Source organism: Pseudomonas sp. MYb185, assembly GCF_002979975.1.
GTDB lineage: Bacteria > Pseudomonadota > Gammaproteobacteria > Pseudomonadales > Pseudomonadaceae > Halopseudomonas.
Map to the genome: position 1 here is coordinate 223495 of NZ_PCQD01000005.1, position 25777 is coordinate 249271.

At 63.0% G+C, this 25777-nt stretch carries 19 protein-coding genes; 11 read left to right on the forward strand and 8 right to left on the reverse strand.

Annotated features, from left to right (window positions below; translation table 11 throughout):
- Nucleotides 1-60: 60 nt before the first annotated feature.
- From CQ007_RS09845 to CQ007_RS09860, 4 genes are all read left to right on the forward strand, one after another.
- Complete coding sequence (locus CQ007_RS09845) at nt 61-1224, forward strand: efflux RND transporter periplasmic adaptor subunit (RefSeq protein WP_105645647.1); 1164 nt, start codon at nt 61-63, stop codon at nt 1222-1224.
- 67 nt (nt 1225-1291) lie between these two features.
- A complete protein-coding gene (locus tag CQ007_RS09850) occupies nt 1292-4384 on the forward strand; it encodes a multidrug efflux RND transporter permease subunit (RefSeq protein WP_105645649.1) in 3093 nt (1030 codons plus the stop codon).
- On the forward strand, nt 4384-7482 hold the full coding sequence (locus tag CQ007_RS09855; RefSeq protein ID WP_105645651.1) for an efflux RND transporter permease subunit: 3099 nt from the start codon (nt 4384-4386) through the stop codon (nt 7480-7482). Before CQ007_RS09850 ends, CQ007_RS09855 begins: the two co-directional genes overlap by 1 nt.
- On the forward strand, nt 7479-8900 hold the full coding sequence (locus CQ007_RS09860) for an efflux transporter outer membrane subunit (protein WP_105645652.1): 1422 nt from the start codon (nt 7479-7481) through the stop codon (nt 8898-8900). Before CQ007_RS09855 ends, CQ007_RS09860 begins: the two co-directional genes overlap by 4 nt.
- 49 nt (nt 8901-8949) lie before the next feature.
- On the opposite strand, the gene fabI is transcribed toward CQ007_RS09860, so the two are convergent.
- The 8 genes from fabI to gloB all read right to left on the reverse strand — a co-directional run bounded on the left by fabI (nt 8950) and on the right by gloB (nt 19551).
- Nucleotides 8950-9750, reverse strand: a complete 801-nt coding sequence (fabI, locus tag CQ007_RS09865) for an enoyl-ACP reductase FabI (RefSeq protein ID WP_105645653.1) — start codon at nt 9748-9750, stop codon at nt 8950-8952.
- A 25-nt stretch (nt 9751-9775) separates the two neighbouring features.
- The gene (locus CQ007_RS09870; protein WP_105645654.1) at nt 9776-11401 is read right to left on the reverse strand and encodes an ABC transporter ATP-binding protein; all 1626 of its coding nucleotides are present in this window, start codon (nt 11399-11401) and stop codon (nt 9776-9778) included.
- Nucleotide 11402: 1 nt separating this feature from the next.
- Entirely contained in the window at nt 11403-12431 is a 1029-nt protein-coding gene (locus tag CQ007_RS09875; RefSeq protein ID WP_105645655.1) for an ABC transporter permease, read from the reverse strand.
- Between the two features lie 3 nt (nt 12432-12434).
- Nucleotides 12435-13508 carry a microcin C ABC transporter permease YejB gene (locus CQ007_RS09880; protein ID WP_105645656.1) on the reverse strand — a complete coding sequence of 358 codons (1074 nt, stop codon included), beginning with the start codon at nt 13506-13508 and terminating at the stop codon, nt 12435-12437.
- Nucleotides 13509-13511: 3 nt separating this feature from the next.
- Nucleotides 13512-15347, reverse strand: coding sequence for an extracellular solute-binding protein (locus CQ007_RS09885; protein WP_105645657.1), 1836 nt, complete (start codon nt 15345-15347; stop codon nt 13512-13514).
- Between the two features lie 19 nt (nt 15348-15366).
- Nucleotides 15367-17202: an extracellular solute-binding protein gene (locus CQ007_RS09890; RefSeq protein WP_105645658.1), complete on the reverse strand. Its 1836-nt coding sequence runs from the start codon at nt 17200-17202 to the stop codon at nt 15367-15369.
- A gap of 76 nt (nt 17203-17278) precedes the next feature.
- A complete protein-coding gene (locus tag CQ007_RS09895) occupies nt 17279-18628 on the reverse strand; it encodes a LysM peptidoglycan-binding domain-containing protein (protein ID WP_105645659.1) in 1350 nt (449 codons plus the stop codon).
- 143 nt (nt 18629-18771) lie between these two features.
- Nucleotides 18772-19551 (reverse strand): hydroxyacylglutathione hydrolase, encoded by a 780-nt coding sequence (gloB, locus tag CQ007_RS09900; protein ID WP_105645824.1) that lies wholly within the window; start codon nt 19549-19551, stop codon nt 18772-18774.
- A gap of 76 nt (nt 19552-19627) precedes the next feature.
- Between gloB and CQ007_RS09905 the strand changes: the two genes are divergently transcribed.
- The 7 genes from CQ007_RS09905 (at nt 19628) to CQ007_RS09935 (ending at nt 25770) form a co-directional block, all read left to right on the forward strand.
- Nucleotides 19628-20401 carry a class I SAM-dependent methyltransferase gene (locus tag CQ007_RS09905; RefSeq protein WP_105645660.1) on the forward strand — a complete coding sequence of 258 codons (774 nt, stop codon included), beginning with the start codon at nt 19628-19630 and terminating at the stop codon, nt 20399-20401.
- A complete protein-coding gene (gene rnhA, locus CQ007_RS09910) occupies nt 20398-20859 on the forward strand; it encodes a ribonuclease HI (protein ID WP_105645661.1) in 462 nt (153 codons plus the stop codon). The genes CQ007_RS09905 and rnhA overlap by 4 nt, the downstream gene beginning before the upstream one ends.
- Entirely contained in the window at nt 20852-21586 is a 735-nt protein-coding gene (gene dnaQ, locus CQ007_RS09915; RefSeq protein ID WP_105645662.1) for a DNA polymerase III subunit epsilon, read from the forward strand. The genes rnhA and dnaQ overlap by 8 nt, the downstream gene beginning before the upstream one ends.
- 176 nt (nt 21587-21762) lie before the next feature.
- Nucleotides 21763-22575: a crotonase/enoyl-CoA hydratase family protein gene (locus tag CQ007_RS09920; protein WP_105645663.1), complete on the forward strand. Its 813-nt coding sequence runs from the start codon at nt 21763-21765 to the stop codon at nt 22573-22575.
- 40 nt (nt 22576-22615) lie between these two features.
- The gene (locus CQ007_RS09925; RefSeq protein WP_105645664.1) at nt 22616-24268 is read left to right on the forward strand and encodes a ferrous iron transporter B; all 1653 of its coding nucleotides are present in this window, start codon (nt 22616-22618) and stop codon (nt 24266-24268) included.
- A gap of 1 nt (nt 24269) precedes the next feature.
- The gene (gene nudC / locus CQ007_RS09930) at nt 24270-25103 is read left to right on the forward strand and encodes an NAD(+) diphosphatase (RefSeq protein WP_105645665.1); all 834 of its coding nucleotides are present in this window, start codon (nt 24270-24272) and stop codon (nt 25101-25103) included.
- Nucleotides 25104-25122: 19 nt separating this feature from the next.
- Nucleotides 25123-25770: a hypothetical protein gene (locus CQ007_RS09935; protein ID WP_105645666.1), complete on the forward strand. Its 648-nt coding sequence runs from the start codon at nt 25123-25125 to the stop codon at nt 25768-25770.
- Nucleotides 25771-25777: the final 7 nt, after the last annotated feature.

The following is a 25777-nucleotide window of genomic DNA, read 5'->3' on the forward strand; positions in this document are numbered from 1 at the left end:
ATCGGGCCGCCATGGCGGTGCCCTGTCACCCTGTCCGTTACTTATGGGTTTGTGCTTTTCATGACCGACTCCTCGCCGTTGTCCGCCCGCCACAAACGTCTGATCGGTATCCTGGCATTATTGCTGGTGCTGGTCGGGATCTGGTACCTGCTCGGAAGAACACCACCGTCGGCCCAGCCGCCGCAGCGTAGCCCCTGGAACCAACCAACACCGGTGCGCGTCGTTCCGGTCGAGCGGGGCAGCCTGGATGTGCAGATCAGGTCCATCGGTACCGTCACTCCGCTCAACACCGTAACGGTACGCAGCCGGGTCGACGGCGAGCTGACCCGGGTGCTGTTCAGCGAAGGCACCGAGGTGGAGCAGGGCGCCTTGCTTGCCGAGATCGATCCGCAGCCCTACCGGGCCCAACTGGCTCAGGCCGAAGGGCTGGCCCAGCAGAACCAGGCCCAGTTGGCCAACGCCCAGGCGGATCTGGAGCTGTATGAAGGTTTGTACGAGCAGGATTCCATCGCCCGCCAGCAACTGACCAGTCAGCGCGCCCTGGTAGAAGAGCTGCGTGGCACGCTCAAGACCAATGCGGCCCAGGTCGAGGATGCCCGGCTGCAGTTGTCCTGGACGCGCATCGAGGCGCCGATTGCCGGCAAGCTGGGCCTGCGCCGGGTGGATGCCGGCAACCTGGTAAGCAGCGGCGATACCGAGGGGCTGGTGAGCATTACCCAGATGCGTCCGATCGCGGTGGAGTTCACTGTACCGGAACCGGATGTGCCTGCCCTGCGCCGGGCCGCGGCCAGCGGCGAGGAGCTGGCGGTGCAGGCGCTGGACCGCAGCGAGCAACTGGTGCTGGGCAGTGGCCGGCTGTACACCCTGGATAACCAGATCGATATCGCCACCGGTACGCTGCGGGCCAAGGCGCTGTTCGAGAACGAGGATGACGAGCTGTTTCCCAACCAGTTCGTCAATGTCCGCCTGCGCCTGCACACCCTGCCGTCGGTGATCACCATTCCCTCGGATGCAGTGCAGTTCGGTTCCCGAGGCACTTATGTCTACGTGGTGAACCCGGATGAAAACAAGGCCTACACCCGGCTTGTCAAACTGGGTGCTACTGCTGATGGGCGGGTGGCGGTGACCGAAGGGCTGGAGGAGCAGGAATTGGTGGTGCTGGAAGGCCTCGATCGGCTGCGCGAGGGTCGCGAGGTGCTGGTCAGCGACGAGGATGCTGGCTGATGAGGTGTCTGGCCGTGATTGCAGCGGCGCTACCGGGAGCGGTGCAGCCAACTGAGGCCAGCGGCGAATGAGCAACTTGTCGCGCCCCTTCATCCTGCGCCCGGTTGCCACCTCGCTGCTGATGCTGGCATTTCTGATCACCGGCATCATCGCCTGGCGGATGCTGCCAGTGGCGGCGTTGCCGCAGGTGGACTATCCGATCATCCAGGTCTTCACCTTCCAGCCCGGTGCGGGGCCGAACGTCACTGCCCGCACCATCACCGCACCGCTGGAGCGGCACCTGGGGCAGATCCCCGGCCTCAAGCAGATGTCCTCCACCAGCTCTGCCGGTGCCTCGGTCATCACCCTGCAGTTCGGTCTGGAGGTGGATCTCGGCGTGGCGGAGCAGGAAGTGCAGGCGGCAATCAATACTGCCGACAGTCTGTTGCCCAATGACCTGCCCGCACCACCCATCTACCGCAAGGTCAACCCGGCTGACGCGCCAATTCTCACCCTGGCCATCACCTCCGATGCCATGCCGCTGCCACAGATCCACGACCTGGTGGACACCCGCATGGCACAGAAGCTCGCCCAGTTGTCCGGGGTGGGGATGGTCAGCCTCGCCGGCGGCCAGCGCCCGGCGCTGCGGGTGCAGGCCAATCCGGCGATGTTGGCGGCCCGTGGCCTGAGCCTTGATGATGTGCGTGCGGCCATCGCCGCCACTAACGTCAACCAGCCCAAGGGCAGCTTTGACGGCCCGCACCGCACCACCATGCTGGATGCCAACGACCAGATCCGTTCAGTGGAGGATTATCGCGATCTTATCCTCGCCTGGGAGGAGGGTGCCGCACTGCGCCTGGGAGATGTGGCGACCATCGTTGATGGGGCCGAAGACCGCTTTCTGGCGGCCTGGGCAGACACCCAGCCGGCCGTACTACTCAACGTGCAGCGCCAGCCTGGTGCCAACGTCATCGAGGTGGCGGATCGGGTACAGGCGCTGCTGCCACAGTTGACCGCGACCCTGCCGGCGGCAGTGGACGTGATGGTGCTCACCGACCGTACCCAGAGCATCCGCGCCTCGGTACGTGATGTGCAGCATGAGTTGCTGTTCGCGATTTTTCTGGTGGTGCTGGTGACCTTTGCCTTTCTGCGCAGCATTCCCGCCACCATCATCCCCAGCGTTGCGGTGCCGCTGTCACTGGTTGGCACCTTCGGCTTCATGTACCTGATGGGCTTTTCCATCAACAACCTGACGCTGATGGCCCTGACCATCGCCACCGGCTTCGTGGTGGACGATGCCATCGTCATGCTGGAGAACATCGCCAGGCATCGAGAGCAGGGCGCCTCGCCGATGGAGGCTGCACTCAAGGGAGCGGCGCAGATCGGCTTCACCTTGATCTCGCTGACCCTGTCGTTGATCGCGGTACTGATTCCGCTGTTGTTCATGGGCGACCTGGTCGGCCGGTTGTTCCACGAGTTCGCTGTGACGCTGGCCGTGGCCATTGCCATTTCCCTGGTGGTGTCCCTGACGCTGACGCCGATGATGTGTGCACGCATGCTGCGCGAGCCGCTGGTCCATGATGAGCAGGCAGAGGGCCGCAGCCTGATGAGCAGGACCATTCGTCGCTACGGTGAGCTGCTCGACTGGGTGCTGGATCGCCAGCCGCTGATGCTGTTGGTGATGCTGGCGACCATTGCCCTGACCGCGCTGCTGTATCTGGCCGTGCCCAAGGATTTCTTTCCGGTGCAGGACAGCGGCGTGATCCAGGTGGTGACCGAAGCTCCCCAGGATATCTCCTTCGGCGCCATGGGCGAGCGGCAGCAGACGCTGGCCGCGGCGTTGCTCGAGGATACCGGGGTGGTCAGCCTGTCGTCCTTCATCGGCGTGGATGGCACCAACACCAGTCTCAACAGTGGGCGCATGTTCATCAATCTGCCACCGCACGCTGAGCGTAGCGAAACGGTGTTCACCGTCATCGAGCGATTGCGTCAGCGCGCCGCCGAGGTGGAGGGTATCCAGGCCTGGTTCCAACCGGTGCAGGAGTTGAGCATCGAGGACCGGGTCGCCCGGACCCAGTACCAGTTCACCCTTACCAGCCTCGACAGCGAGACCCTGGGTGAGTGGACGCCGCGCCTGGTGGATGCCCTTAGCCTGCGGCCGGAACTGACCGATGTGGCGTCCGACTTGCAGCAGCGCGGACAGGAGCTCTACCTGGAAATCGACCGCGACGCCGCAGCGCGTCTCGGCGTCAGCGTCTCGACCATCGCCGAGGTGCTGCAGAACGCCTTCGGCCAGCGACAGATCTCTACACTGTTCACCCAGGCCAATCAGTACCGGGTGGTGCTGGAGATGGACCCTGCGCTGGCCCGGGGCCCGGAGGCGCTGAGCAACATTTATGTATCTACCGCCTCCGGTGGCCAGGCGCCACTGGCCACGTTGACGCGGCTGCACCAGCGCGCGACCTCGCTGATGGTCAACCATCAGGGCCAGTTCCCGGTGGCTACGGTGTCCTTCAATCTGGGGGCCAAGGCCTCGCTTGGCCAAGCAATAACCGCGATCGAGCAGGTCAAGCAGGAGTTGGCCATGCCGGCGGAGATCGAGACCCGTTTCCAGGGCGCAGCCGAAGCCTTCCAGGCTTCGCTGTCCAATACCCTGTGGCTGATTCTTGCTGCGATCCTGACCATGTACATCGTGTTGGGTGTGCTCTATGAGAGCACCATCCATCCGATTACCATTCTTTCCACCTTGCCGTCGGCAACGGTCGGTGCGCTATTGGCGCTGCTGATCAGTGGCCGGGCACTGGACATGATTGCGGTGGTCGGGGTGGTCCTGCTGATCGGCCTGGTGAAGAAGAACGGCATCATGATGGTGGACTTCGCCCTCGAGGCCCAGCGCAACCAGGGCATGGCGCCACGCCAGGCGATTCACCGGGCGGCGATGCTGCGTTTCCGACCGATTCTGATGACCACGCTGGCGGCACTGTTTGGCGCGGTTCCGCTGATGCTGGCCAGTGGTTCGGGGGCCGAGCTGCGCCAGCCGCTGGGGCTGGTGATGGTCGGCGGCCTGCTGGTCAGCCAGGTGCTGACGCTGTTCACCACGCCGGTGGTGTACCTGTTCTTTGACCGGTTGAGCCGGCGCCGCCACAACCCGGCCGGTGCGGACGTGGCGAGTCAGGGTTGATGAACCCGGCGCGCCTGTTCGTCAGTCGGCCGATAGCCAGCTGTCTGCTGGCCCTGGCCTTGTTGGCCTGCGGTCTGCTGACCTGGCGGCTGCTGCCGGTGGCACCACTGCCGGAGGTGGATTTTCCGGTAATCACGGTCAGCGCCAGCCTGCCGGGGGCCAGCCCGGAAAGCATGGCCACCACCGTCGCTACACCGCTGGAACGGGCGTTGGGCAGTATCTCCGGGGTGGTCGCCATCACCTCTGGCAGCAACCAGGGCTCCACCGAGATCATGTTGCAGTTCGAACTGGACCGCAATATCGACGAGGCAGCGCGGGAAGTGCAGGCTGCCATCAACACCGTGCGTGGCGAACTGCCCGCCGGCATGCCGGGTAACCCCGAGTATCGCAAGGTCAACCCGTCCCAGGCGCCGATCATGGCACTGGCGCTCAGCTCGGCCAACCTGGATTCCAGCGATCTCTACGATGCGGCTTCCACCATCCTGGCGCAGAAATTGGCACAGGTCACCGGGGTGGGGGAGGTGAGCGTCACTGGCGCCTCGCTGCCGGCGGTGCGGGTGCAGCTGGACCCAGGCGCACTGCTACATAACGGTATCGCCCTGGATGAGGTGCGCAATGCCATCACCCAGAGCACCGCTCTGTATCCGTTGGGTTTCATTGAAGACGAGGAGCACCGCTGGCGGGTAGGCATCAGTGATTCGCTGCGTACCGCCGAGCAGTACCGCAAACTGGTGATTCGCCACCGCGACGGTGCGGTGGTACGGCTGGGCGATGTGGCCAGCGTTGCCGACTCGGTGGAAAACCGCTACACCAGCGGTTTTCACAACCACGACCCAGCGGTAATCCTGATGATCAGCCGCCAGAGTGGCGCCAACATCGTGCGTACCATCGATGCCATCCATGAGCAGTTGCCGCAGCTGCAGGCGCTGATGCCCGCCGACAGTGAGCTGGCGGTGGTGATGGACCGCTCGCCAGTGATCCGTGCCACGCTCAACGAGGCCCAGTTCACTCTGGTGCTGGCCTCGGTGCTGGTGGTGCTGGTGGTCTGGCTGTTTCTCGGCAGTGCGCGCACCGCGCTGATTCCCTCGGTGGCGCTGCCGGTATCGCTGGTCGGCAGCTTCGTGGTGATGTACTTCTATGGTTTTTCCCTCAACAACCTGTCGCTGATGGCGCTGATCGTCGCTGCGGGACTGGTGGTGGACGATGCCATCGTGGTGCTGGAGAACGTCGAGCGGCATATAGAAAACGGCCTGACACCCTTCCAGGCGGCGTTGAAGGGAACCCAGGAGGTCGGCTTCACGCTGCTGGCGATGAACGTGGCGCTGGTGGTGGTGTTCGTTTCCATCCTGTTCATGGGTGGGGTGGTGGAGCGGCTGTTCCGCGAGTTTTCCATCACGCTGGCCGCGGCCATGCTCATCTCCCTGCTGGTGTCCCTGACGCTGACGCCCAGTCTGTGCGCGCTGTGGTTGAAAAGCCGGGCGCAGCAGGCACCCGGGCCGGTGGCGCGGTATAGCGAAAGCCTGTTCGCTGCGCTGCGTGACGGCTATCAGGGGACGCTCGACTGGGCACTGCGCCATGGTGTGCTGATCCTGTTGGCACTGGCGGTGGTGATCGCCGGCAATGCCTGGCTGTATGTCGATATCACCAAGGAAACCCTGCCGCAGCAGGACACCGGTCAGATCCGCGGCTTCGTGCGGGGTGACGATGGCTTCTCGTTCCGGGTCATGCAGCCGAAGATCGAAGCCTACCGCCAGTACATCCTCGCCGACCCGGCGGTGCAGGACCTTACCGGCACCAGTGGCGGCGCCGGCGGCACCACCAATGCGCAACTGTCGATCAATCTCAAACCGCTGGAACAGCGTGGCGTCTCCGCCCAGCAGGTGGTCGAACGGCTGCGGGAGAACACCCCGCAGATTCCGGGCGCGATGATGATGCTGATGGTGGATCAGGATCTGCACCTGGGCTCGCCGTTTCGACGCAGCGAGCACGAAGTGGTCTTGCGCTCCGACTCACTGGAGGCCTTGAAGCTCTGGTCGCAACGGGTCTCCGAAGCCATGCAGGATATGCCTGAACTGGTGGACGTTGATTCGGCCGGTGGTGAAGAGACGCGCCAGGTGGTACTCGATATAGACCGGGAGGCCGCCCGTCGCCTGGGTGTGGATATGGCGACCATTGCCTCGCTCCTCAACAACTCCTTCTCCCAGCGCCAGGTGGCGACCCTCTACGATGAGCTGAACCAGTACCGCGTAGTGATGGAACTCGACCCCCGCTACACTGAAGATCCGGTAGTGCTGGGGCAGATCGAGGTGATCACCGATGTCGGCACCCGTGTCCCGCTGTCCTCCTTCGCCCGTTGGGATTACGGCATGGCCAGCGACCGGGTGCGGCATGACGGGCAGTTCGCCTCGGTCGGTGTCGGCTATGCGTTAGCCCCTGGTGTGACGGCCTATGAGGCGGAGCAGGCCATCGATCGTGTGCTTGGTGAGATCATGCTGCCGACCAGCGTGCATACGGTGCCGGCGTCCTCCGGGCGCCCGGATTTCAGTGTCGACCTCAACCAGCCATGGCTGCTGCTATGGGTGGTGCTGGCTGTCTATCTGGTGCTGGGGGTGTTGTACGAAAGCACCCTGCATCCGCTGACCATCCTCTCGACCCTGCCGTCGGCCGGGGTTGGCGCATTGCTGGCGTTGAATTTCAGCGGTACGAATTTCAGCCTGATTGCGCTGCTGGGTCTGTTCCTGCTGATCGGAGTGGTGATGAAGAACGCCATCATGATGATCGACTTCGCCCTGGCGGCTCAACGTCGTGATGGTTTGTCACCCCAGGCGGCGATTCGCCACGCAGCGGTGCTGCGGCTACGCCCGATCCTGATGACCAATCTCGCCGGGTTGCTCGGTGCGGTGCCGCTGGTGCTGGGCTTTGGTGAAGGAGCGGAAATGCGCCGACCGCTGGGCATCACCATCATCGGTGGGCTGGCGGTCAGCCAGTTGTTGACCCTGTACACCACCCCCGTCATCTACCTGTATCTGGAGCGCCTGCGTCAGCGGGTGCTGCGCCACCGGGAGCAACCGGCCGACCCAATGAATCCATCGCCATGAAAATATCGTCGCTATTCCTGACTCTGCTTGCCGTTCTGCTGTCCGCCTGCACCCTGGGGCCGGACTATACCCAGCCCGATATCGCGGATACCACCACCGTGCGCCATCAGGAGGGCTGGAAGCCAATGCCCGCGCAGAGCTGGGCAGCCAGCGGTAGTTGGTGGCTGGCATTCGAGGACGACGCCCTGACTGCGCTGGTGGAGCGCAGCGCTCAGGCGAACCAGACCCTGGCCCAGGCCGAAGCCCGCTTCCGCGCTGCCGAGGCCCAGTGGCGACTGTCCCGCGGCGGCTTGAGTCCCGAGGTGGGCGCGACCCTGGGTGGCAGCCGCAGCGGTGGCAGTGGTGACACTGGGCGGTCCGCTTCCGAACAGTACGATGCGCGTCTACAGATCGGCTGGGCTCCGGATCTCTGGGGCCGGGTGCGCCGGGAGATCGAGGCCGATCGGGCCAGTCTGCAGGCCAGCGCCGCCGACCTCGCGGCGGCCCGTCTTGCCATTCAGATGGCGGTGGCCGGCGCCTATGTCAATTTGCGCGCGCTGGATCGTCAGCAGGACATCCTCAACGAGACCATGACCGCCTACGACCGCTCCGCGACCCTGACCCGCAACCAGTATGAGGCCGGTATCGTCTCCCGGGCCGACGTGATCCAGGCCGAAACCCAGCGCCAGTCGCTGCGTACCGAGATGTACGACCTGCAGGCCGCACGGGCCCGGGAGCAGAATGCCCTGGCAGCCCTGCTGGGCATCGCACCGGCCGAACTCAGCCTGCAACAGGAAGGGGAGCAACTGCCGGCCATCCCCGCCTTGCCACAAAGCCTGCCCGCGGTACTGATCGCCCGGCGTCCGGACGTGGTCGCTGCTGAACGGCTGGTGGCGTCAGCCAATGCCCGCATCGGCGTGGCCCAGACCGCCTGGCTGCCGGACCTCACGCTGGATCTGTGGGGAGGAGTGCAGAGCGGCAGCTTCAGCGGCTTGTTCGACGCGCCGGCCAGGGTCTGGTCACTGGGGCCAACGCTGGCCCAGACGCTTTTCGATGGAGGTCAACGCGCGGCGACCCGGGACATGGCCATCGCCCGCTACGATGAACAGGCAGCGTTCTACCGCCAGACCGTGCTCGACAGTCTGCGGGAGCTGGAGGATGCACTGGCCACCTTGCAGATTCTCGCCGAGAAGACCGAGCAGCAGGACGCCCTGTTGCAACTGGCGCTGGAGAACGAGCGGGTGATCAGCAACCGCTATCGAGCGGGGCAGGTGTCTTTCCTGGAAGTGGCGACAGCGCAGAACATCACCTTGAGCACCCGGCGGGTGGCGGTGGATATTCACGCGGAGAGGTTGGCGGCGACGCTGCAGCTGGCAGCGATCATTGGTGGTGGCTGGGATCTGGACGACCCGGTAATCCAGTCGGTAACGGGCGAGTAAATCCGGCCGAGAGAGGGAGGCAGCCGCCGCTCGGCGGCTGCCGTACAGCTTATTCCTGGTCGACGCTGCCCATGGCGGTGGTGTTGAAGCCGCCATCGACATAGAGGATCTCGCCGGAAATACCGGAAGCCAGATCCGAACACAGGAAGGCGCCGGCGTTGCCGACTTCCTCGATGGTCACGTTGCGACGCAGCGGGGTGCGCGCTTCGTTGTAGGCCAGCATCTTGCGGAAGCTCTTGATGCCTGAGGCGGCGAGGGTGCGGATCGGACCGGCGGAGATGGCGTTGACGCGGATGCCGTCCTCGCCCAGGCTGCCGGCCAGGTAGCGTACGCCAGCTTCCAGGCTGGCCTTGGCCATGCCCATGACGTTGTAGTTCGGCATGGTGCGTACCGCGCCCAGGTAGGTCAGGGTCAGCAGGTTGCCGTTGCGCTTTTTCAGCAGTTCGCGACCCGCCTTGGCCAGGGCCACGAAGCTGTAGGCGCTGATGTCATGGGCGATCTTGAAGCCGTCGCGGGTGGTGGCTTCGGTGAAGTCGCCGTCCAGCTGGTCGCCAGGGGCGAAACCGACCGAGTGCACGATACAGTCGATACCATCGGGCCATTTCTTGCTCAGCTCGGCGAATACCTGCTCGATCTGTGCATCATCGGCCACATCACAGGGGAAGCACATGTCCGCGCTGGAACCCCAGTCGCTGGCGAAACCTTCGACACGGCCCTTGAGCTTGTCGTTCTGATAGGTGAAGGCCAGTTCAGCGCCTTCGCGGTGCATGGCCGCGGCAATGCCCGATGCGATGGACAGTTTGCTGGCTACGCCAACGATGAGTACACGCTTTCCGCTTAGAAATCCCATGTTCTTTTCCTGTTTTGCTATGGCCTCAAACCGAGGCCGACTTATCGGATACCGGGTGGGCGAACGCCGCCTCCAGCAACTGACGGGTATAGTCATGTTGCGGCGAGGCAAAGATCTGCTCGGCCGGTCCCTGTTCTACGATTTCACCCTGGCGTATGACCATCAGTTGATGGCTGAGGGCCCTGACCACCGCCAGGTCGTGGCTTATAAACAGATAACTCAGATTGTGCTTGCGCTGCAGCTCACGCAGCAATTCGACCACCTGGCCCTGCACCGTCCTGTCCAGGGCCGAGGTCGGCTCATCCAGCAGGATCAGCGACGGCTTGAGCACCAGCGCCCTGGCTATCGCCACGCGCTGACGCTGACCGCCGGAGAACTCGTGCGGGTAGCGATGCCGGCTGTCCGGGTCCAGACCGACTTCCTGCAGTGCCTGGATGACCATCTGCTCGCGCTCGGCGGTGCTGCCGATCCGATGGATCTCCAGCCCTTCGCTGATGATCTGCGCAATCGACATGCGTGGGCTCAGGCTACCGAAGGGGTCCTGGAACACCACCTGGAACTGCCTCCGTACTGGTCGTACCGCGCGCTGGTCGAGGCCATCGAGACGTTGACCGTTGCATTCTATCAGGCCCTGACTCTCGACCAGTCGCAACAGTGCCAGTCCAAGGGTGGTTTTTCCCGAGCCGCTTTCCCCGACGATGCCCAGTGTCTGCCCGCGTTGCAGGCTGAAACTGGCGTCAGTGACCGCCTTGATGTGATCCACCGTGCGCTTGAATACACCCTGGCGGATCGGGAACCACACCCGCAACTGCTCTGCACGCATGACCACCGGTGCCTCCGGATCCATGGGAACCGGACCTCCGGTAGGGTCGGCAGCCAGCAACTGCTGGGTATATTCATGCTGCGGCCTGGCAAACAGTTCTGCACAATCGTTCTGTTCGACGACCTGACCCTGGTACATGACACATACCCGGTGGGCAATTTTTCGCACCAGGTTCAGATCATGACTGATCAGGAGCAGGGCCATGCCAAGCTTGCGCTGCAGTGACTGCAGCAGCTCGAGAATTTTCAGCTGTACGGTGACGTCCAGTGCCGTGGTCGGCTCGTCGGCGATCAGCAGCTCCGGCTCGTTGGCCAGCGCCATGGCAATCATTACCCGCTGGCGCTGGCCGCCGGACAATTCATGGGGATAGGCACCGAGGCGCTTGGCCGGCTCGGGAATCCCCACCAGGTCGAGCAGCTCCAGGGTACGGGCCCGCGCGGCCTTCTTGTCCAGCCCCTTGTGCAGGAACAGCACCTCGTTGATCTGCCGCTCCACCGTGTGCAGCGGGTTCAATGAACTCATCGGCTCCTGGAAGATCATCGAGATGCGATTGCCGCGTACCTTGCGCAGTTGCTTTTCCGGAGCGCTGAGCAGGTCCTGCTGCTGGTACAGGATGCGTCCGCTGGGGTGCCGCGCCTGGGGGTAGGGCAGCAGGCGCAGAATCGAGTGGGCAGTCACCGACTTGCCCGAGCCGCTTTCGCCGACCAGCGCCAGGGTCTGCCCCGGCTGGATGTCGAAGCTCACGCCGCGTACGGCGAGCACTTCCTCGCGCTCGCTGGCAAAGGCTACGCTGAGATTGTCGATCCGTATCAATGGCTGTTGCGTCATGTCATTTCCTCGGGTCGAAGGCATCCCGCAGCGCCTCGCCAATGAATACCAGCAGCGACAGCATCACCGACAGCACCACGAAGGCGGTGATGCCCAGCCAGGGTGCCTGCAGGTTGGCCTTGCCCTGGGCGATCAGCTCGCCGAGCGAGGGCGAGCCGGGTGGCAGGCCGAAGCCCAGGAAGTCCAGCGAAGTCAGGGTGATCACCCCGCCGGTGAGGATGAAGGGGAAGAAGGTCAGGGTGGCGACCATGGCATTGGGCAGGATATGGCGGAACATGATGCTGGTGTTGCCGGCGCCCAGCGCCCGGGCCGCACGCACATACTCCAGGTTGCGTCCACGCAGGAACTCGGCGCGCACCACATCGACCAGCGCCATCCAGGAGAACAGCAGCATGATGCCCAGCAGCCACCAGAAGTTGGGCTGCACGAAGCTGGCCAGGATGATCAGCAGATAGAGCACCGGCAGTCCCGACCAGACCTCGATGAAGCGCTGACCGAACAGGTCGATGCGCCCGCCATAGAAGCCCTGGATGGCCCCGGCGATGACACCGATGATGGAGCTGAGGATGGTCAGGGTCAGGGCGAACAGCACCGAGATGCGGAAGCCGTAGATGACCCGGGCCATGACGTCCCGGGCCTGGTCATCGGTGCCCAGCCAGTTGTCCGCCGAAGGCGGAGCCGGTGCCGGCAGCTGCAGGTCGTAGTTGATGGTCTGATAGCTATAGGGGATCGGTGGCCATAGCATCCAGCCACCGGCATCATCGATCAGTTCGCGTACATAGGGGCTGCGGTAGTCCGCCTCGATGGGGAACTCGCCGCCGAACTCGGTTTCGGCGTAGCGTTTGAATACCGGGAAATACAGCTCGTCCTGGTAGCTCAGCAGCAGCGGCTTGTCGTTGGAGATGAACTCGGCGCCCAGACTGAGCACGAACAGCAACATGAAGACATGCAACGACCACCAACCGCGGCGATTGGCTCGAAAGCGCGCGAAACGCCGGCGATTGAGCGGTGACAACTGGAAATGGAACATCGCTCAACCCTCCCGGCTTTCGAAGTCGATGCGCGGATCGACCAGGGTATAGGCGATATCGCCGATCAGTTTCACCACCAGCCCCAGCAGGGTGAAGATGTACAGGGTGCCGAACATCAGCGGGTAGTCGCGATTGATCGCGGCCTCGAAGCCGAGCAGGCCCAGGCCATCCAGGGAAAAGATCACCTCGATCAGCAGCGCGCCGGTGAAGAACACGCTGATCAGTGCCGAGGGAAAGCCGGCGATGATCAACAGCATGGCATTGCGGAACACGTGGCCGTACAGCACCCGATTCTCCGACAAGCCCTTGGCCCGAGCGGTGGTCACGTACTGTTTGCCGATCTCATCGAGAAAGCAGTTCTTGGTCAGCATGGTCAGGGTGGCGAAGCTGCCGATGACCATGGCGGTGATCGGCAGCACCAGGTGCCACAGGTAATCGAGGATCTTGCCCCAGGTATCCAGTTCTTCCCAGTTGTTGGAGGTCAGTCCGCGCAGTGGGAACCAGTCGAAGTAGCTGCCGCCGGCGAACAGGACGATCAGCAGTATGGCCAGCAGGAAGCCGGGGATGGCATAGCCGACGATGATCAATGAACTGGTCCAGACGTCGAACGCCGATCCGTGACGGATGGCCTTGCGGATGCCCAGTGGAATGGAGATCAGGTAGGTGAGCAGAGTCGTCCACAACCCCAGGGAAATGGAAACCGGCATCTTCTCGATGATCAGGTCGATGACGCTGGCGTCGCGGAAGAAGCTGTCACCGAAGTCGAAGGTCAGATACCCCTTGATCATCAGCCAGAAACGTTCATGCGCCGGCTTGTCGAAGCCGTACATACGCTCGATCTCGGCGATGATGTCCGGGTCCAGGCCCTGGGCGCCGCGGTAGTTGCTGCCGCTGGCCACCTCACCCTGGGTGCTGCCGGAAATCCGGCTGGTGGCCCCCTCGAAGCCTTCGAGGTTGGCGATCATCTGCTCCACCGGGCCACCGGGAGCGGCCTGGATGATCAGGAAGTTGATCAGCAGAATGCCGAACAGGGTCGGGATGATCAGCAGCAGGCGCCGAATGATGTAGGCAAGCATGGCTCAGTTCTCCTGCGCAGGGTCGGGCAGGAGCACGGGGGCCGGTTGTTCCGCCACGCTGGTCGCCCACCAGGTGTACAGCCCCAGGTCATACTTGGGAGCGACCGGCGGATGGGCGAACTTCTTCCAGTAGGCTACGCGGTACATGCTGGTGTGGTAGTTGGGTACCAGATAATGGCCGGCGCGCAGTACCCGGTCCAGCGCGCGGGTATGGGTGACCAACTCGGCCCGGGAATCGGCCTGGATCAGACCTTCCACCAACTGGTCGATGGCCGGATCCTGCAGTCCCATCAGGTTGCGGCTGCCGGGGTTGTCGGCACTGCTGGAATGCCAGTATTCGCGCTGCTCATTGCCCGGCGAGTTGGACTGGGCGAAGCTGGAGACGACCATGTCGAAATCGCGGGAACGCAGGCGGTTGACGTACTGCGACACATCGATGCGACGTAGTTCCATGTTGATGCCCAGCGAAGCCAGGTTGCGCTTGAATGGCAGCAGGACCCGCTCGAAATCGGCCTGGATCAGCAGGAACTCGAAACTCAGCGGTTCGCCCTCGGCATTCACCAGGCGATCATCCTCGATACGCCAGCCGGCTTCCTGCAGCAGCGCATAGGCCTGGCGGCGCTGCTCGCGGATATTGCCGCTGCCATCGGTGACCGGCGGTACATAGGCCGGGTCGAACACGGCCGCTGGCAGATGCTCGCGCAGCGGTTCGAGCAGCGCCAGCTCATCCTCGCCCGGCAGCCCTTCGGCACCCAGTTCGGAGTTGCCGAAATAACTGGAGCTGCGGGTATAAGCGTCATGGAACAGGCGGCTGTTGGCCCACTCGAAATCGAACAGCAGGGCGATGGCCTTGCGCACCCGTACATCCTGGAAGTAGGGCTTGCGCAGATTGAACACGAAGCCCTGCATGCCCCTGGTGTTGAGATTGGGGATCTCTTCCTTGACGATCCGTCCGGCGCTCAGCGCCGGGCTGTCATAGCCGGTACTCCAGTTCTTGGCGGCGTACTCTTCATTGAAGTCGAACTGACCGGCCTTGAAGGCTTCCAGGGCAACGCCGAGGTCGCGATAGTAGTCGATGGTGATCCGGTCGAAATTGTAGAAGCCTCGGCGTACCGGCAGCTCGGCGGCCCAGTAGTCGGTCACCCGCTCGTAGCTGATGGAGCGGCCGGGGCGTACCTGGCCGATGCGGTAGGGACCGCTGCCCAGCGGCGGCTCCAGCCCGCTGCGGGTGAAGTCTCGCTCAGCCCAGTAATGCTCGGGCAGCACCGGCAACTGGCCGAGCACCAGTGGCAGCTCGCGGTTGCGGCCATGCTGGAAATGGAAGGTGACACTGTGCTCGCTGTCTGCGACTACCTCCTTCACGTCGCCATAGTAGGCGCGATAGAAGGGCGCGCCGTGTTCCATCAGGGTGTTGAAGGTGAATACCACATCCGCGGCGGTAACCGGGTGGCCGTCGTGGAAGCGCGCCTGGGGACGCAGGTGAAAGCGCACCCAGGTATTATCATCGGCTCTCTCGATGCGCTCTGCCAGCAGGCCGTATTCGGTGAAAGGCTCATCCAGCGCGTGCGCGGTCAGGGTGTCGTAGATCAGCCCGATCTGGTCGGCGGGCGTACCGCGGCTGATGAAGCCATTGAACGAGTCAAAGCTGCCGAAGCCGGACAGGCGCAGGGTACCGCCCTTGGGCGCATCGGGATTGACGTAGTCGAAGTGGCTGAAGCCTTCCGGGTACTTGGGCGGCTCGCCATACAGCGTCATGGCATGACTGGCAGGGGCTGCGTTGGCGGCCACGGAGCCAGCCAGCAACAGGCATCCCAGGCAGGTTTTCAATTTATCGAACATCGAGGTGACCTTTTCTTGTTCAATCGGTCCTGCCGTCCACCCACCAACTGCGGATGGATAGCGAATAGGGCGGAATCGGTGGTGACCGCAACGTACTTCGATGGGCTATGCGGTGGTAGTTTATATACCAGTTTGGAATTGTATAGTGCTCCCACAGCAATACCCGGTCGATTGCCTGTGCCGCGGCGATCTGCCTGGTTCGGGTGTCGGCGGTCAACAGCTCGCCGAGCAGGTCGTCGACGATCGGGTTGGCGATGCCGGCATAATTGCGGCTGCCCTTGACGTCGCGCTGGGAGGAATGGAAATAGACGTGCTGTTCATACCCCGGCGACAGGCTCTGCGGCAGGCTGGTGAGGATCATGTCGAAATCGAACTGATCGAGGCGCGCCTTGTACTGGGCGCGGTCCACGGTACGAATGCGCAGGTCTATGCCCAGGCGCGCAAGGTTGGTGCGCCAGGGCAACAGGATGCGTTCCAGGCTCGCATTGACCAGCAGCACCTCGAAGGCCAGCGGACGCCCATCACGGCTCTGCAGACGGCCGTTATGCAGTGTCCAGCCGGCCTCGGCGAACAGCTCCACCGCCTGGCGCAGGGTTTCCCGCGGGATGCCCCGGCCATCGGTGGTCGGCAGGCTGAAGGGTTTCAGGAACAGTTCATTGGGCAATTGCTCACGGTATTCACTCAGGAACAGGAACTCCTGGCCAGAGGGCAGCTCCGTGGCACTGAAAGGGCTGTTGGGGTAGTAGCTGAGCGAGCGCTGGTAGGCATCGTAGAACAGCACCCGGTTGGACCACTCGAAGTCGAACAGCATGCCGAGTGCCTGACGCACCAGACGCTGGTCGAAGGGGCTGCGCCGGGTATTGAAGAACAGCGCCTGGGTCGAAGCGGGAATCTGGTGTTCGATGGCCCGTTTCAGCACGGCCCCCGACGTCACCGCGGGAAAGTCATAGGCGTTGGCCCAGTTGCTCGCCTTGTGTTCGAGGTAGATGTCGAATTCGCCGGCCTTGAAGGCTTCGAAGGCGATGTTGTTGTCGCGGTAGAACTCCACTTCCAGCCGGTCGACATTGTACTTGCCGCGGTTGATCGGCAGGTCCTTGCCCCAGTAGTCCTTGACCCGCTGGAACACCAGCCGCCGGCCCGGAGAGACCTGGGTGATGCGGTAGGGGCCGCTGTTCAGTGCCGGCTCGAAGGTGGTCTCGCCAAAGGGCCGGTCGCGCCAGTAGTGCTCGGGCAGTACCGGCAATTCGCCCAGGCGCAGTATCAGCAGGGGGTTGTTGCTGCTCTTGAAGATGAAGCGGATGCGGTAGGTGCCGAGCAGGTCGATACGCTCCACCTCCTGCAGCATCGCCCGGTAGTTCGGATGCCCCTGTTCGCTCAGCAGCCGATAGCTGAAGGCGACGTCGTGGGCGGTGATCGGCCGGCCATCATGAAAGCGCGCCTCGGCTCGCAGGTTGAACACCACCCAGCTACGGTCATCGGGAAACTCCAGGGTTTCCGCGATCAGGCCGTAGGCGGAATAGGGCTCATCACCCGAGGGATCATAGATGCCGCTGCCGACCATCAGCGGCTCGTTCAGCTCGCTGATGCCGTACTGATAGAAGTTACCGGTGCTGATCGGGCTGGTGCCCTTGAGGGTGTAGGGGTTGAGGGTATCGAAGGTGCCGCTGCCCATCACCCGCAGGCTGCCGCCCTTGGGCGCGTCCGGGTTGACGTAGTCGAGATGGGTGAAGTCGTTCGGATACTTGGGCTGGCCAAAGACCGCATAGCCATGCTGCCGATAGATCGTCGCATCTGCGTCGGGGCACAGCGAGATGAAGAGGAGCAGGGCGCAGAGCAGTTTGAGCGGCAGTATCATGGACGGTCGCATAGCCAGAGAATGTCCGTACGCTAACATTCTGCGGCTATAAGCGAAAGCCTGGCCCAGACGCCGCTCAAGGCATCTGCAGGGTCAACTGCTGGCCGGGCTTGAGGTGCGTGTCGACACCGTTCCAGGCGCGCAGCTGCTTGATCTCGACATTGAAGCGCCGGGCGATGCTGTATAGCGAGTCACCGGACTGTACAGTATAGATACGCTTGCGCGCTGCGGGAGCGCTGGCCGGCGGGGGTGTGGCACCATGAGGCACCATGAGCGTCTGGCCGACATTGATCAGGCTGCCCTGGATATCGTTAGCCTGGCGCAGCGCATTCACGCTCAGATTGTGTTTGCGGGCGATCTGCGAGAGGTTGTCACCGCGGCGCACGGTATAGCGGGTGAAAGGAATGCGCTCACTGTCAGGCAACTTGGTCAGCGCAGCGCTGAACTGTTCGGCCTGCTCCACTGGAATCAACAACTGGTAGGGTTCGGCGGGAGTGACGACGCGATGCGTGAAGGCCGGGTTCAGGTACTTGATCTCATCGGTGGAAATGCTCGCCAGCTCTGCCGCTTTGTACAGGTCCAGGGGACGTCTGATGGTGATCTGAGCAAAGTAGGGCTCGTCATTCAGCGCCGGCAGAATGGTGCCGTACTGCTCCGGGCTGCTGACGATCTGTGCCAGGGCCAGCAGGCGGGGCACGTAGTCCATGGTCTGGCCAGGCAACTGCAGGTTCCAGTAATCGGCTGGCAATCCCAGGCTCTGGTTGCGTTTCACCGCACGACCGACACAGCCCTCGCCACAGTTGTAGGCGGCCACAGCCAGCAACCAGTCACCGTCGAACATGTCGCCGAGCTTGCTCAGATAGTCCAGGGCGGCGGCGGTGGAGGCGGTAATATCACGCCGGCCGTCGTACCAGTCATCCTGGCGCAGGGAGAAGACCTGGCCGGTGGAGGGAATGAACTGCCAGATGCCGGCGGCGTTGGAAGTGGAGTAGGCCATGGGGTTGTAGCCGCTTTCCACGAACGGCAGCAGTGCCAGTTCCAGCGGCATGTCGCGCTTGTCCAGTTCTTCCACTACATAATGCAGATAACGCTGGGCGCGTTGCGAGGTGATCTCGAAATAGCGGGGCTGGGAGGCGAAATACAGCCTTTGCTGATCGATGCGCGGATTGTCGATGACGCTCGGGTCGAGCAGGAAGCCGTCGCGGATGCGAGTCCACAGGGTGCGCGGCTCGTCGATTTTCTGCGGCGATCGCCAGCGCACGGTATTGCTGCTGGCGGTGCGCTTGGCGGAGGTAGTGGAGTGTGCGGGCACTGCGGAGGTGACCGCAGAGCGGTCGGGAGTGCCGGTGGTGGTCTGGCAGCCAACCAGAACCACGAGCCACAGCGTCAGGAGTCCATTTCTGAGTGCGTTGGGCGAAAGAGTCATGGGCCGATCCGTTAAAATTTGCCCGATTCTAGGGAGTCGCCTCCCCAGGGTCAAGGAAGCCGGGCGGGACCCTCTGTCGCATCCCTGCTCCTGGCTCGACAGGCACCTGTAGTTCGCGGCTTCGGCTCAGCGTTGCTACTATTTCAAAATGTGTCTTTCCAGGCGCGGATGGCGGCGAAGGTCTGCACCCCGGGGGCGCTGACCGCGCCACTGTGCGCGGCGGCCGCACCCACGACGTGCGGTTCCTCGCAGCGCAGGAAAGGGTTGGTACGCTTTTCCAGCGCCAGGGTGGTGGGCAGGGTGATCCGGCCATCGCGGCGCAGCTCATCCACGACTTCCAGGCGTACCTGGATATCCGGATTGTTCGGTTCCACCGCCTGGGCGAAGCGCAGGTTGGACTGGGTGTATTCATGGGTGCAATAGATGGTGGTGTTGTCCGGCAGGCTGGCCAGGCGCTGCAAAGAGGCGTACATCTGTTCTGGGGTGCCTTCGAACAGTCTGCCGCAACCACCGGCGAACAGCGTGTCGCCACTGAGCAGCCAGGGTTCCTGTGGGTCATTGCAGAAGAACGCGATATGATCCAGTGTATGACCGGGTACCGCCAGCACCTCGATTTCCTGTTCATACAGGCGCAGCTGGTAGCCTTCCGCCAATGGACGGTCGATGCCCTGGATGCTGTCGTTGGCCGGCCCCCAGACCTTGCAGCCGGTGGCGGCCTTGAGCGTCAGGACACCACCGGTGTGGTCGCGGTGGTGGTGCGTGAGCAGAATGGTGTTGAGTTGATATTCCGGATGACGGCTCAGCCAGGTGATGACCGGCCGGGCGTCTCCCGGGTCCACGGCGGTGACCTGCAGGGTGCTGTGATCCTGTAGCAACCAGATATAGTTGTCCTGAAACGCGGGTAGCGCAATGAACGTTGGCATGGGCATTCACCTTCCTGGAATAGTTGTTTTCGCTATCTTATAGAGGTCGTATCACCCAGGCCAACCCGGAGGCTGTATGGAGATTCCCGAACTGTCCCGTTCCATCAGTCAGGAGGACCTGATCCGCCTGCTCACGGGCGCGCGGCAATGGTTGACCAGCGCCCCGGGGCAACTGCTGCTGGAGACCGAGCGGGCGGTGCTGGGTCGCGAACTGGGCAACTGCTTCGGCCAGCATCTGGTGCAGTATGGGCTGGCACCGGAGCTGCTGGATAACCAGCGCTCGGTGCTGCGTAACCACTGGCGGCTGGATCTGCTGGCCGGAGAGGCAGTGTTGCCGGTCGAGGAAACCCATTGGCCGTTCGCTCCCCATTCGCTGGATGTGGTGCTGCTGCACCACGGTCTGGACTTCTGCCTGTCGCCGCGCAGCCTGTTGCGCGAGGCCAGCCAGGCGGTACGTGCCGGCGGCCATCTGCTGGTGTTCGGCTTCAATCCCTGGAGTTGCTGGGGGCTCAATCACTTCGCCGGACGTGACTGGTTCAGTGAAGCCGGTTTCATCAGCCCGGCGCGGCTGACCGATTGGCTCGACCTGCTGGGTTTTGCGGTGGAGAAACGCGTCGATGGATGCTATCGTCCGCCCCTCAAATCGCAGGCCTGGCTGGACCGGCTTGCGCGCATCGAAGCGTTGGGCGAACGGCATCAGCTGCCGGGCGGTGGCTTCTATTTTCTGCTTGCGCGGCGCCAGACCCTCGGCGCCATGCCGCGCCGGCAGCGTGGCATGGCGTTCCCGGCGCTGAGCCTGCCGCCACTGGTTGCCGGCAACCGACGGGCACACAAACGGAACAAGCAATGAGTCATACGATCGAGATATTTACCGACGGCGCCTGCAAGGGGAATCCGGGCCCCGGCGGCTGGGGGGTGTTGTTGCGCCTGGGCGAACATCAGAAGACCCTGTTCGGCGGCGAGCTGAACACCACCAACAACCGCATGGAGCTGACGGCGGCCATCCGCGGGCTGCAGGCATTGAAGAAACCGGCCCGGGTATTGCTGACCACCGACTCGGAATATGTCATGAAGGGTATCCGCGAATGGATGCCCAACTGGAAGAAGCGTGGCTGGAAAACCGCCAGCCGCCAGCCGGTGAAGAATGCCGACCTGTGGCAGCAGCTGGATGAGCTGGTCAACCAGCATCAGGTGGACTGGCGCTGGGTCAAGGGGCACAGTGGTCATCCGGAAAATGACCTGGCCGATGAGCTGGCCAATCGCGGAGTAGATCAGGTGTTGGGCAGGAGGAGTGCTCTGGATGCGTGAAGTCGTTCTGGATACCGAAACCACGGGTATCGAAGTACGGGAAGGTCACCGGATCATCGAGATCGGCTGTGTCGAGTTGATCGACCGGCGCCTGACCGGCCGCCACTTCCATGTCTACATCAATCCCGAGCGGGAGGTAGAGGAAGGCGCTTTCGCGGTGCATGGCATCAGCGACGAGTTTCTTGCCGACAAGCCGTTGTTCGGCCATGTGGTCGATGACTTCATGGACTTCATCAAAGGGGCGCGGCTGGTCATCCACAACGCAGCGTTCGACGTCGGTTTCATCGACGCTGAGCTGGAGCGGCTTGGCGGTCGCCACGGACGGGTCGCCGAGCATTGCGGTGTGGTGGACACCCTGCTGATCGCCCGTGAAAAGCATCCCGGCCAGCGCAACAGCCTCGATGCCCTGTGCAAACGCTATGGTGTCGACAACTCCCAGCGTGACCTGCACGGCGCCTTGCTCGACGCGGAAATCCTGGCTGACGTCTATCTGGTGATGACCGGTGGTCAGACCGCGTTGCTGCTGGCCAGTCAGAACAGCGGTGACCATGGTTCTGCGGAGGTGGGGAGCATTCGTCGACTCGATCCCCAGACGCGGCCCCGATTGCAGGTGCCGCGGGCCAGCGAGGCCGAATTGGCCGCCCATGCCGAGCGCATTGCGGCCATCGAGAAGGCCGCCGGCTTCGCCTTGTGGAGTCAATCCGAAGCGGTCGATGCGAGCGTCTGACTAGCGTGTTTCGGTCTGTGGCAAAAGGCCGTCGATGCGAAATTGCGGAGCCTGCCACAGATCGAAATGGCGAATGCCGCCCAAGGTATGCCGCTGATACCCATGCTTGATATAGTGCGTGATTGGCCATCGATGCAGGGCCAGTCTCAGCACAGGCAATCAGGGAGCCGCTACACATGCACCAATATCAGTCACTGAAAGTCGAGCAGCAGGGCGCTATCGCTCATGTCATGATCAATCGTCCGGCCAAGGCCAACGCCATGGACGAGGCGTTCTGGACCGAGATGGTGCAGGTGTTCGACTGGGTCGACCAGACCGACAGCGTCCGCGTGGCGGTGATTTCCGGCGCTGGCAACAACTTCTCGGCGGGAATCGATCTGACCATGCTGGCGCAGGCCGCCGGCGATATGGTGCAGGATGTCGGTCGCAATGCCGAGCGCATACGCCGCAACATCCTGCGTCTGCAGGCTGCTTTCAATGCAGTCGATGAATGCCGCAAGCCGGTCATCGCCGCGATTCACGGCTATTGCATCGGTGGTGCCATCGATCTGATCGCTGCCTGCGACATGCGTTATGCTACCGGCGATGCGCATTTTTCCATCAAGGAAATCGACATGGGCATGGCGGCGGATGTAGGCACTTTGCAACGATTGCCCCACCTTATCGGGGATGGCATGATGCGGGAACTGGCCTATACCGGACGGGCGGTGTATGGCGATGAGGCGGCGCAGCTGGGGCTGGTCAACCGGGTATACGCAGATCATGGCGCATTGATCGAAGGTGTGATGGACATCGCCGCGCAGATTGCTGCAAAGTCCCCCCTGGCGATCCGCGGAACCAAGGAAATGATTCGCTACAGCCGCGACCACAGCGTTGCCGATGGTTTGAACTACATAGCGACCTGGAACGCGGCCATGCTGCAGTCGGAAGACCTCAAGCTGGCGGTGGCGGCACACATGAGCAGAAAACCAGCCGAGTTCGCCGATTGAGCGTGCCAGTCTGACTGCAGGGACGAAGGAGACTGAAGCGATGTTAACCGGTGCCACATCACTTGATCTTGTCAGGGACGAACTCTTTGTCAGCGTGACCGGCGTCGAGGAGCTGCTGCAGCAGTTCCTCGAGGAGCGCCATAATGGCAGCCTGCTGCAACAGGCCATCGAAGGGTTGCAGCAACTGCGCGGAACCTTGAATCTGATCGAGCTGGACGGCGCCGCCTTGCTGCTCGAGGAAATGATCGCCCTGGCGACCGATATCCCGGTGCATGAGGGCGAGGGCCGCAATGCCCCACTGTCGACGCTGTGCAACAGCCTGTTCCTGCTGCAACGCTATCTGCATCTGTGCCGCCAGCAGGGGCGCGAACGCCCCGAACTGCTGTTGCCGGTGATCAACGAACTGCGTTCGCACAGACCGGATATGCAACCCCTGCCGGAAAGCCATTTCTATCCCCTGGACCCATACCGGATGCCGGCGGCCCTGCGTGATGGCGCGCGCCAGCCGCTCGATCCCCGGACCTTTGCGCGGCTGCGCCAGATGTATCAATTGGGATTGCTGGGCATGATCCGTGATGAGCGGCCGGGGGCCGGGATTTCACTGATGCAGCGGGCGCTGCAGCGCTGGGAGACCCGCCTGGATGACCGTGCCGCCACGCTGTGCTGGATCGCCTCGGCCTCGCTGGAGGCGGTGGAGCGGGTACCGCTGCAGCTGACCGGGGAGCGCAAGCGCCTGTATTCGCGTCTGGATCGGCAGATCAAGCGGCTGGTGGCGGGCGGCACCGAGTCGGACGATACCGCTCGGCTGCGCCGCGACCTGCTGTATCTGGTGGCGCTGGCCGACTCGCGCTGCGTGTTGTGCGAAGAGGTCCGGCGAGCGGTCAACCTGCCGGATCCAGGCTACACCGAGGCAGCCTTGCAGCATGACTTTGCCAGCCTGCGCGGGCCGGGGGCCGATGTCATGCGCTCGGTTGCCGAGGCGCTGCATGAAGAAATCAACGCGATCAAGGATCTGCTCGACCTGCTGGCGCGCAATGCCGGTGATGCCGAGCAGTCACTGGAAACCCTGGATGTATCACTGCAGCGGTTGTGGAAGACCCTGGGTATGCTGGACATGACCAGCGTCTCCGAACAGATTCGCCGCGCCGCCGAGCTGCTTGATGGCTGGCGGGCGGGTGACCAGGGTGTCCTGGAACAGGTTGCCGATGCGGTCTTGCATGCCGAACTGACTGTCACCCGCATGGAGAGCGAAGGTGAGGGCGCTGCGGTCTTTGCCGAGGACCAGCAGCCAGCGCCAGTCGAGCTCAAGGAAGCGCATATTGTACTGGTGGAGGAATCCCAGGCCGGCCTGGCTCTTGCCAGAAGGGCGGTAACCGCCTATATCGAATCGGGTAATGACCGCATGCACCTGCTGAACGTGCCGGCGACCCTGGAAACCGTGCGTGGCGGTCTGATTTTCCTCGGCATGACCCGGGCGGCAGACATTATTCGCACGGCATCGCGCTTTATCCGCGAAGCGATGCTGGAGCAACAGAAGGTACCAGGCGTGCAGCAACTGGAAATACTTGCCGATGCACTGACCAGCATCGAATTCTATCTGGAATCGGCGGAGCGCTCTTCGGTGAATACCGGTGATGTGCTGGCTCTGGCCGAAGACAGCCTGGCAGAACTTGGTTATACGGTAGGTGCCTGACATGCAGAAATTCACCCGCTTCACCGCATCGATATCGACTGAAACCCGCGGGGATGGCTGGGTGCTGATTCGTCATGAGCAATCCTTCGCGATGTATCAGGGCAACCTGTTGCATGATCCGGACATGGCGCGTTATCTGGGTGATGCCGAATATCAGCTGACCTTGGGGCTGGTCGATGACAAGCCCTGTCAACTGGTGCGGGTCAAGGAACAGATCGACCTGCCGGGACTGTCCTGGCATGGTCTGCGTGGTTTGCTTGGGCACGTGGATGACTCCACCTTCCGTCTGCTCGGCGTGGCCCAGCAGCTGGATATCTGGCATGACACCCATCGCTTCTGTGGCCGTTGTGGCCAACCAACCCAGGTGCGACTCGACGAACGGGCCATGGAATGCAGCGCCTGTGGCAATCGCCAGTATCCCAAACTCTCACCCTGCATCATCGTTCTGGTGACGCGGGGCGATGAGGTCCTGCTGGCGCGTTCGGCGAATTTCCGTTCGGGTTTCTTCAGCACCCTGGCCGGTTTCATCGAGCCGGGCGAGTCGGCGGAAGAAGCCCTGCGCCGCGAGGTAATGGAGGAGGTGGGCGTCGAGGTCGATCAGCTGGAGTACCTCGGCAGCCAGAATTGGCCGTTCCCCAATTCGCTGATGCTGGGATTTCACGCCCGCTACGCGGGAGGCGAGATCGTGCCCCAACCCGGGGAAATCGAGGAAGCCCATTGGTGGCATGTCGACCAGCTACCTTCCATTCCGCCGCACGGCACCATTTCACGCTGGTTGATCGATTGTTACCTGGCGCGGCTGGCCGGCCAGCCGGAGCCGCCGGTTCCGGCCTGACTGTCTACAAGGAGTTCGCATGCAATATGCTGGTCTGGCAGCGCTGGTGGGATGCCTCGCGCTGCTGTTGCTGTGTCTGACGCTACGTTTCGGTTGGCGTCTGGAATGGTTGCTTGGCTGGCTCAAGGGGTGCGGCCTGCTGCTGTTGCTGGGTGTGTGTGTATCAGCGGCGGCAGTGGCCTGGGAGCTGTATCAGTTCCGCAGCATCACCGATGGGGGCCGGGTAGCCACGCTGGAATTGCGGCAGATTGCCGAGCAGCAGTACGAGGCGCGATTGGATGCCGCTGCCGGCAGCCATCAACTGCCTTTGCATGGCGATCTCTGGGAGCTGGAAGTACAGGTGCTGCGCTGGCGCGGCCTGCCGCATATTCTCGGCCTGGAGGATGGCTACCGGCTCAATGGCGTGAATGGCCGTTACCTGAGGCTGGAGCAGCAGCGCGAGATGGGCGCGGTGCTGGCCCGTCCCCTTCACGACACACCACCCTGGCGCGATGCCTGGCGCTGGTTGGACCGCCTGGATCTGGGCTGGCTGTATGCCGATGCCTTCGCCATCCGCTTCATGCCCATGGCGGACGGGGCGCGTTACGTGATCGAGATTGGTGCCACCGGGCTGTCACCGGTGGCGATGAACGCCCAGGCACTGGGGGCGATGAAGGGCTTCGAGTGAAGGGAAG

What these genes read in the sequence shown, in the direction of transcription:
- CQ007_RS09920 (WP_105645663.1), top strand. Translation starts at nt 21,763, where the DNA reads ATGCACCAATATCAGTCACTGAAAGTCGAGCAGCAGGGCGCTATCGCT.
- CQ007_RS09880 (WP_105645656.1), bottom strand. Translation starts at nt 13,508, where the DNA reads ATGCTTGCCTACATCATTCGGCGCCTGCTGCTGATCATCCCGACCCTG.
- CQ007_RS09870 (WP_105645654.1), bottom strand. Translation starts at nt 11,401, where the DNA reads ATGACGCAACAGCCATTGATACGGATCGACAATCTCAGCGTAGCCTTT.
- CQ007_RS09850 (WP_105645649.1), top strand. Translation starts at nt 1,292, where the DNA reads ATGAGCAACTTGTCGCGCCCCTTCATCCTGCGCCCGGTTGCCACCTCG.
- CQ007_RS09890 (WP_105645658.1), bottom strand. Translation starts at nt 17,202, where the DNA reads ATGATACTGCCGCTCAAACTGCTCTGCGCCCTGCTCCTCTTCATCTCG.
- fabI (WP_105645653.1), bottom strand. Translation starts at nt 9,750, where the DNA reads ATGGGATTTCTAAGCGGAAAGCGTGTACTCATCGTTGGCGTAGCCAGC.
- CQ007_RS09935 (WP_105645666.1), top strand. Translation starts at nt 25,123, where the DNA reads ATGCAATATGCTGGTCTGGCAGCGCTGGTGGGATGCCTCGCGCTGCTG.
- CQ007_RS09845 (WP_105645647.1), top strand. Translation starts at nt 61, where the DNA reads ATGACCGACTCCTCGCCGTTGTCCGCCCGCCACAAACGTCTGATCGGT.
- CQ007_RS09895 (WP_105645659.1), bottom strand. Translation starts at nt 18,628, where the DNA reads ATGACTCTTTCGCCCAACGCACTCAGAAATGGACTCCTGACGCTGTGG.
- rnhA (WP_105645661.1), top strand. Translation starts at nt 20,398, where the DNA reads ATGAGTCATACGATCGAGATATTTACCGACGGCGCCTGCAAGGGGAAT.
- dnaQ (WP_105645662.1), top strand. Translation starts at nt 20,852, where the DNA reads ATGCGTGAAGTCGTTCTGGATACCGAAACCACGGGTATCGAAGTACGG.
- CQ007_RS09885 (WP_105645657.1), bottom strand. Translation starts at nt 15,347, where the DNA reads ATGTTCGATAAATTGAAAACCTGCCTGGGATGCCTGTTGCTGGCTGGC.
- nudC (WP_105645665.1), top strand. Translation starts at nt 24,270, where the DNA reads ATGCAGAAATTCACCCGCTTCACCGCATCGATATCGACTGAAACCCGC.
- CQ007_RS09855 (WP_105645651.1), top strand. Translation starts at nt 4,384, where the DNA reads ATGAACCCGGCGCGCCTGTTCGTCAGTCGGCCGATAGCCAGCTGTCTG.
- CQ007_RS09860 (WP_105645652.1), top strand. Translation starts at nt 7,479, where the DNA reads ATGAAAATATCGTCGCTATTCCTGACTCTGCTTGCCGTTCTGCTGTCC.
- CQ007_RS09925 (WP_105645664.1), top strand. Translation starts at nt 22,616, where the DNA reads ATGTTAACCGGTGCCACATCACTTGATCTTGTCAGGGACGAACTCTTT.
- CQ007_RS09875 (WP_105645655.1), bottom strand. Translation starts at nt 12,431, where the DNA reads ATGTTCCATTTCCAGTTGTCACCGCTCAATCGCCGGCGTTTCGCGCGC.
- CQ007_RS09905 (WP_105645660.1), top strand. Translation starts at nt 19,628, where the DNA reads ATGGAGATTCCCGAACTGTCCCGTTCCATCAGTCAGGAGGACCTGATC.
- gloB (WP_105645824.1), bottom strand. Translation starts at nt 19,551, where the DNA reads ATGCCAACGTTCATTGCGCTACCCGCGTTTCAGGACAACTATATCTGG.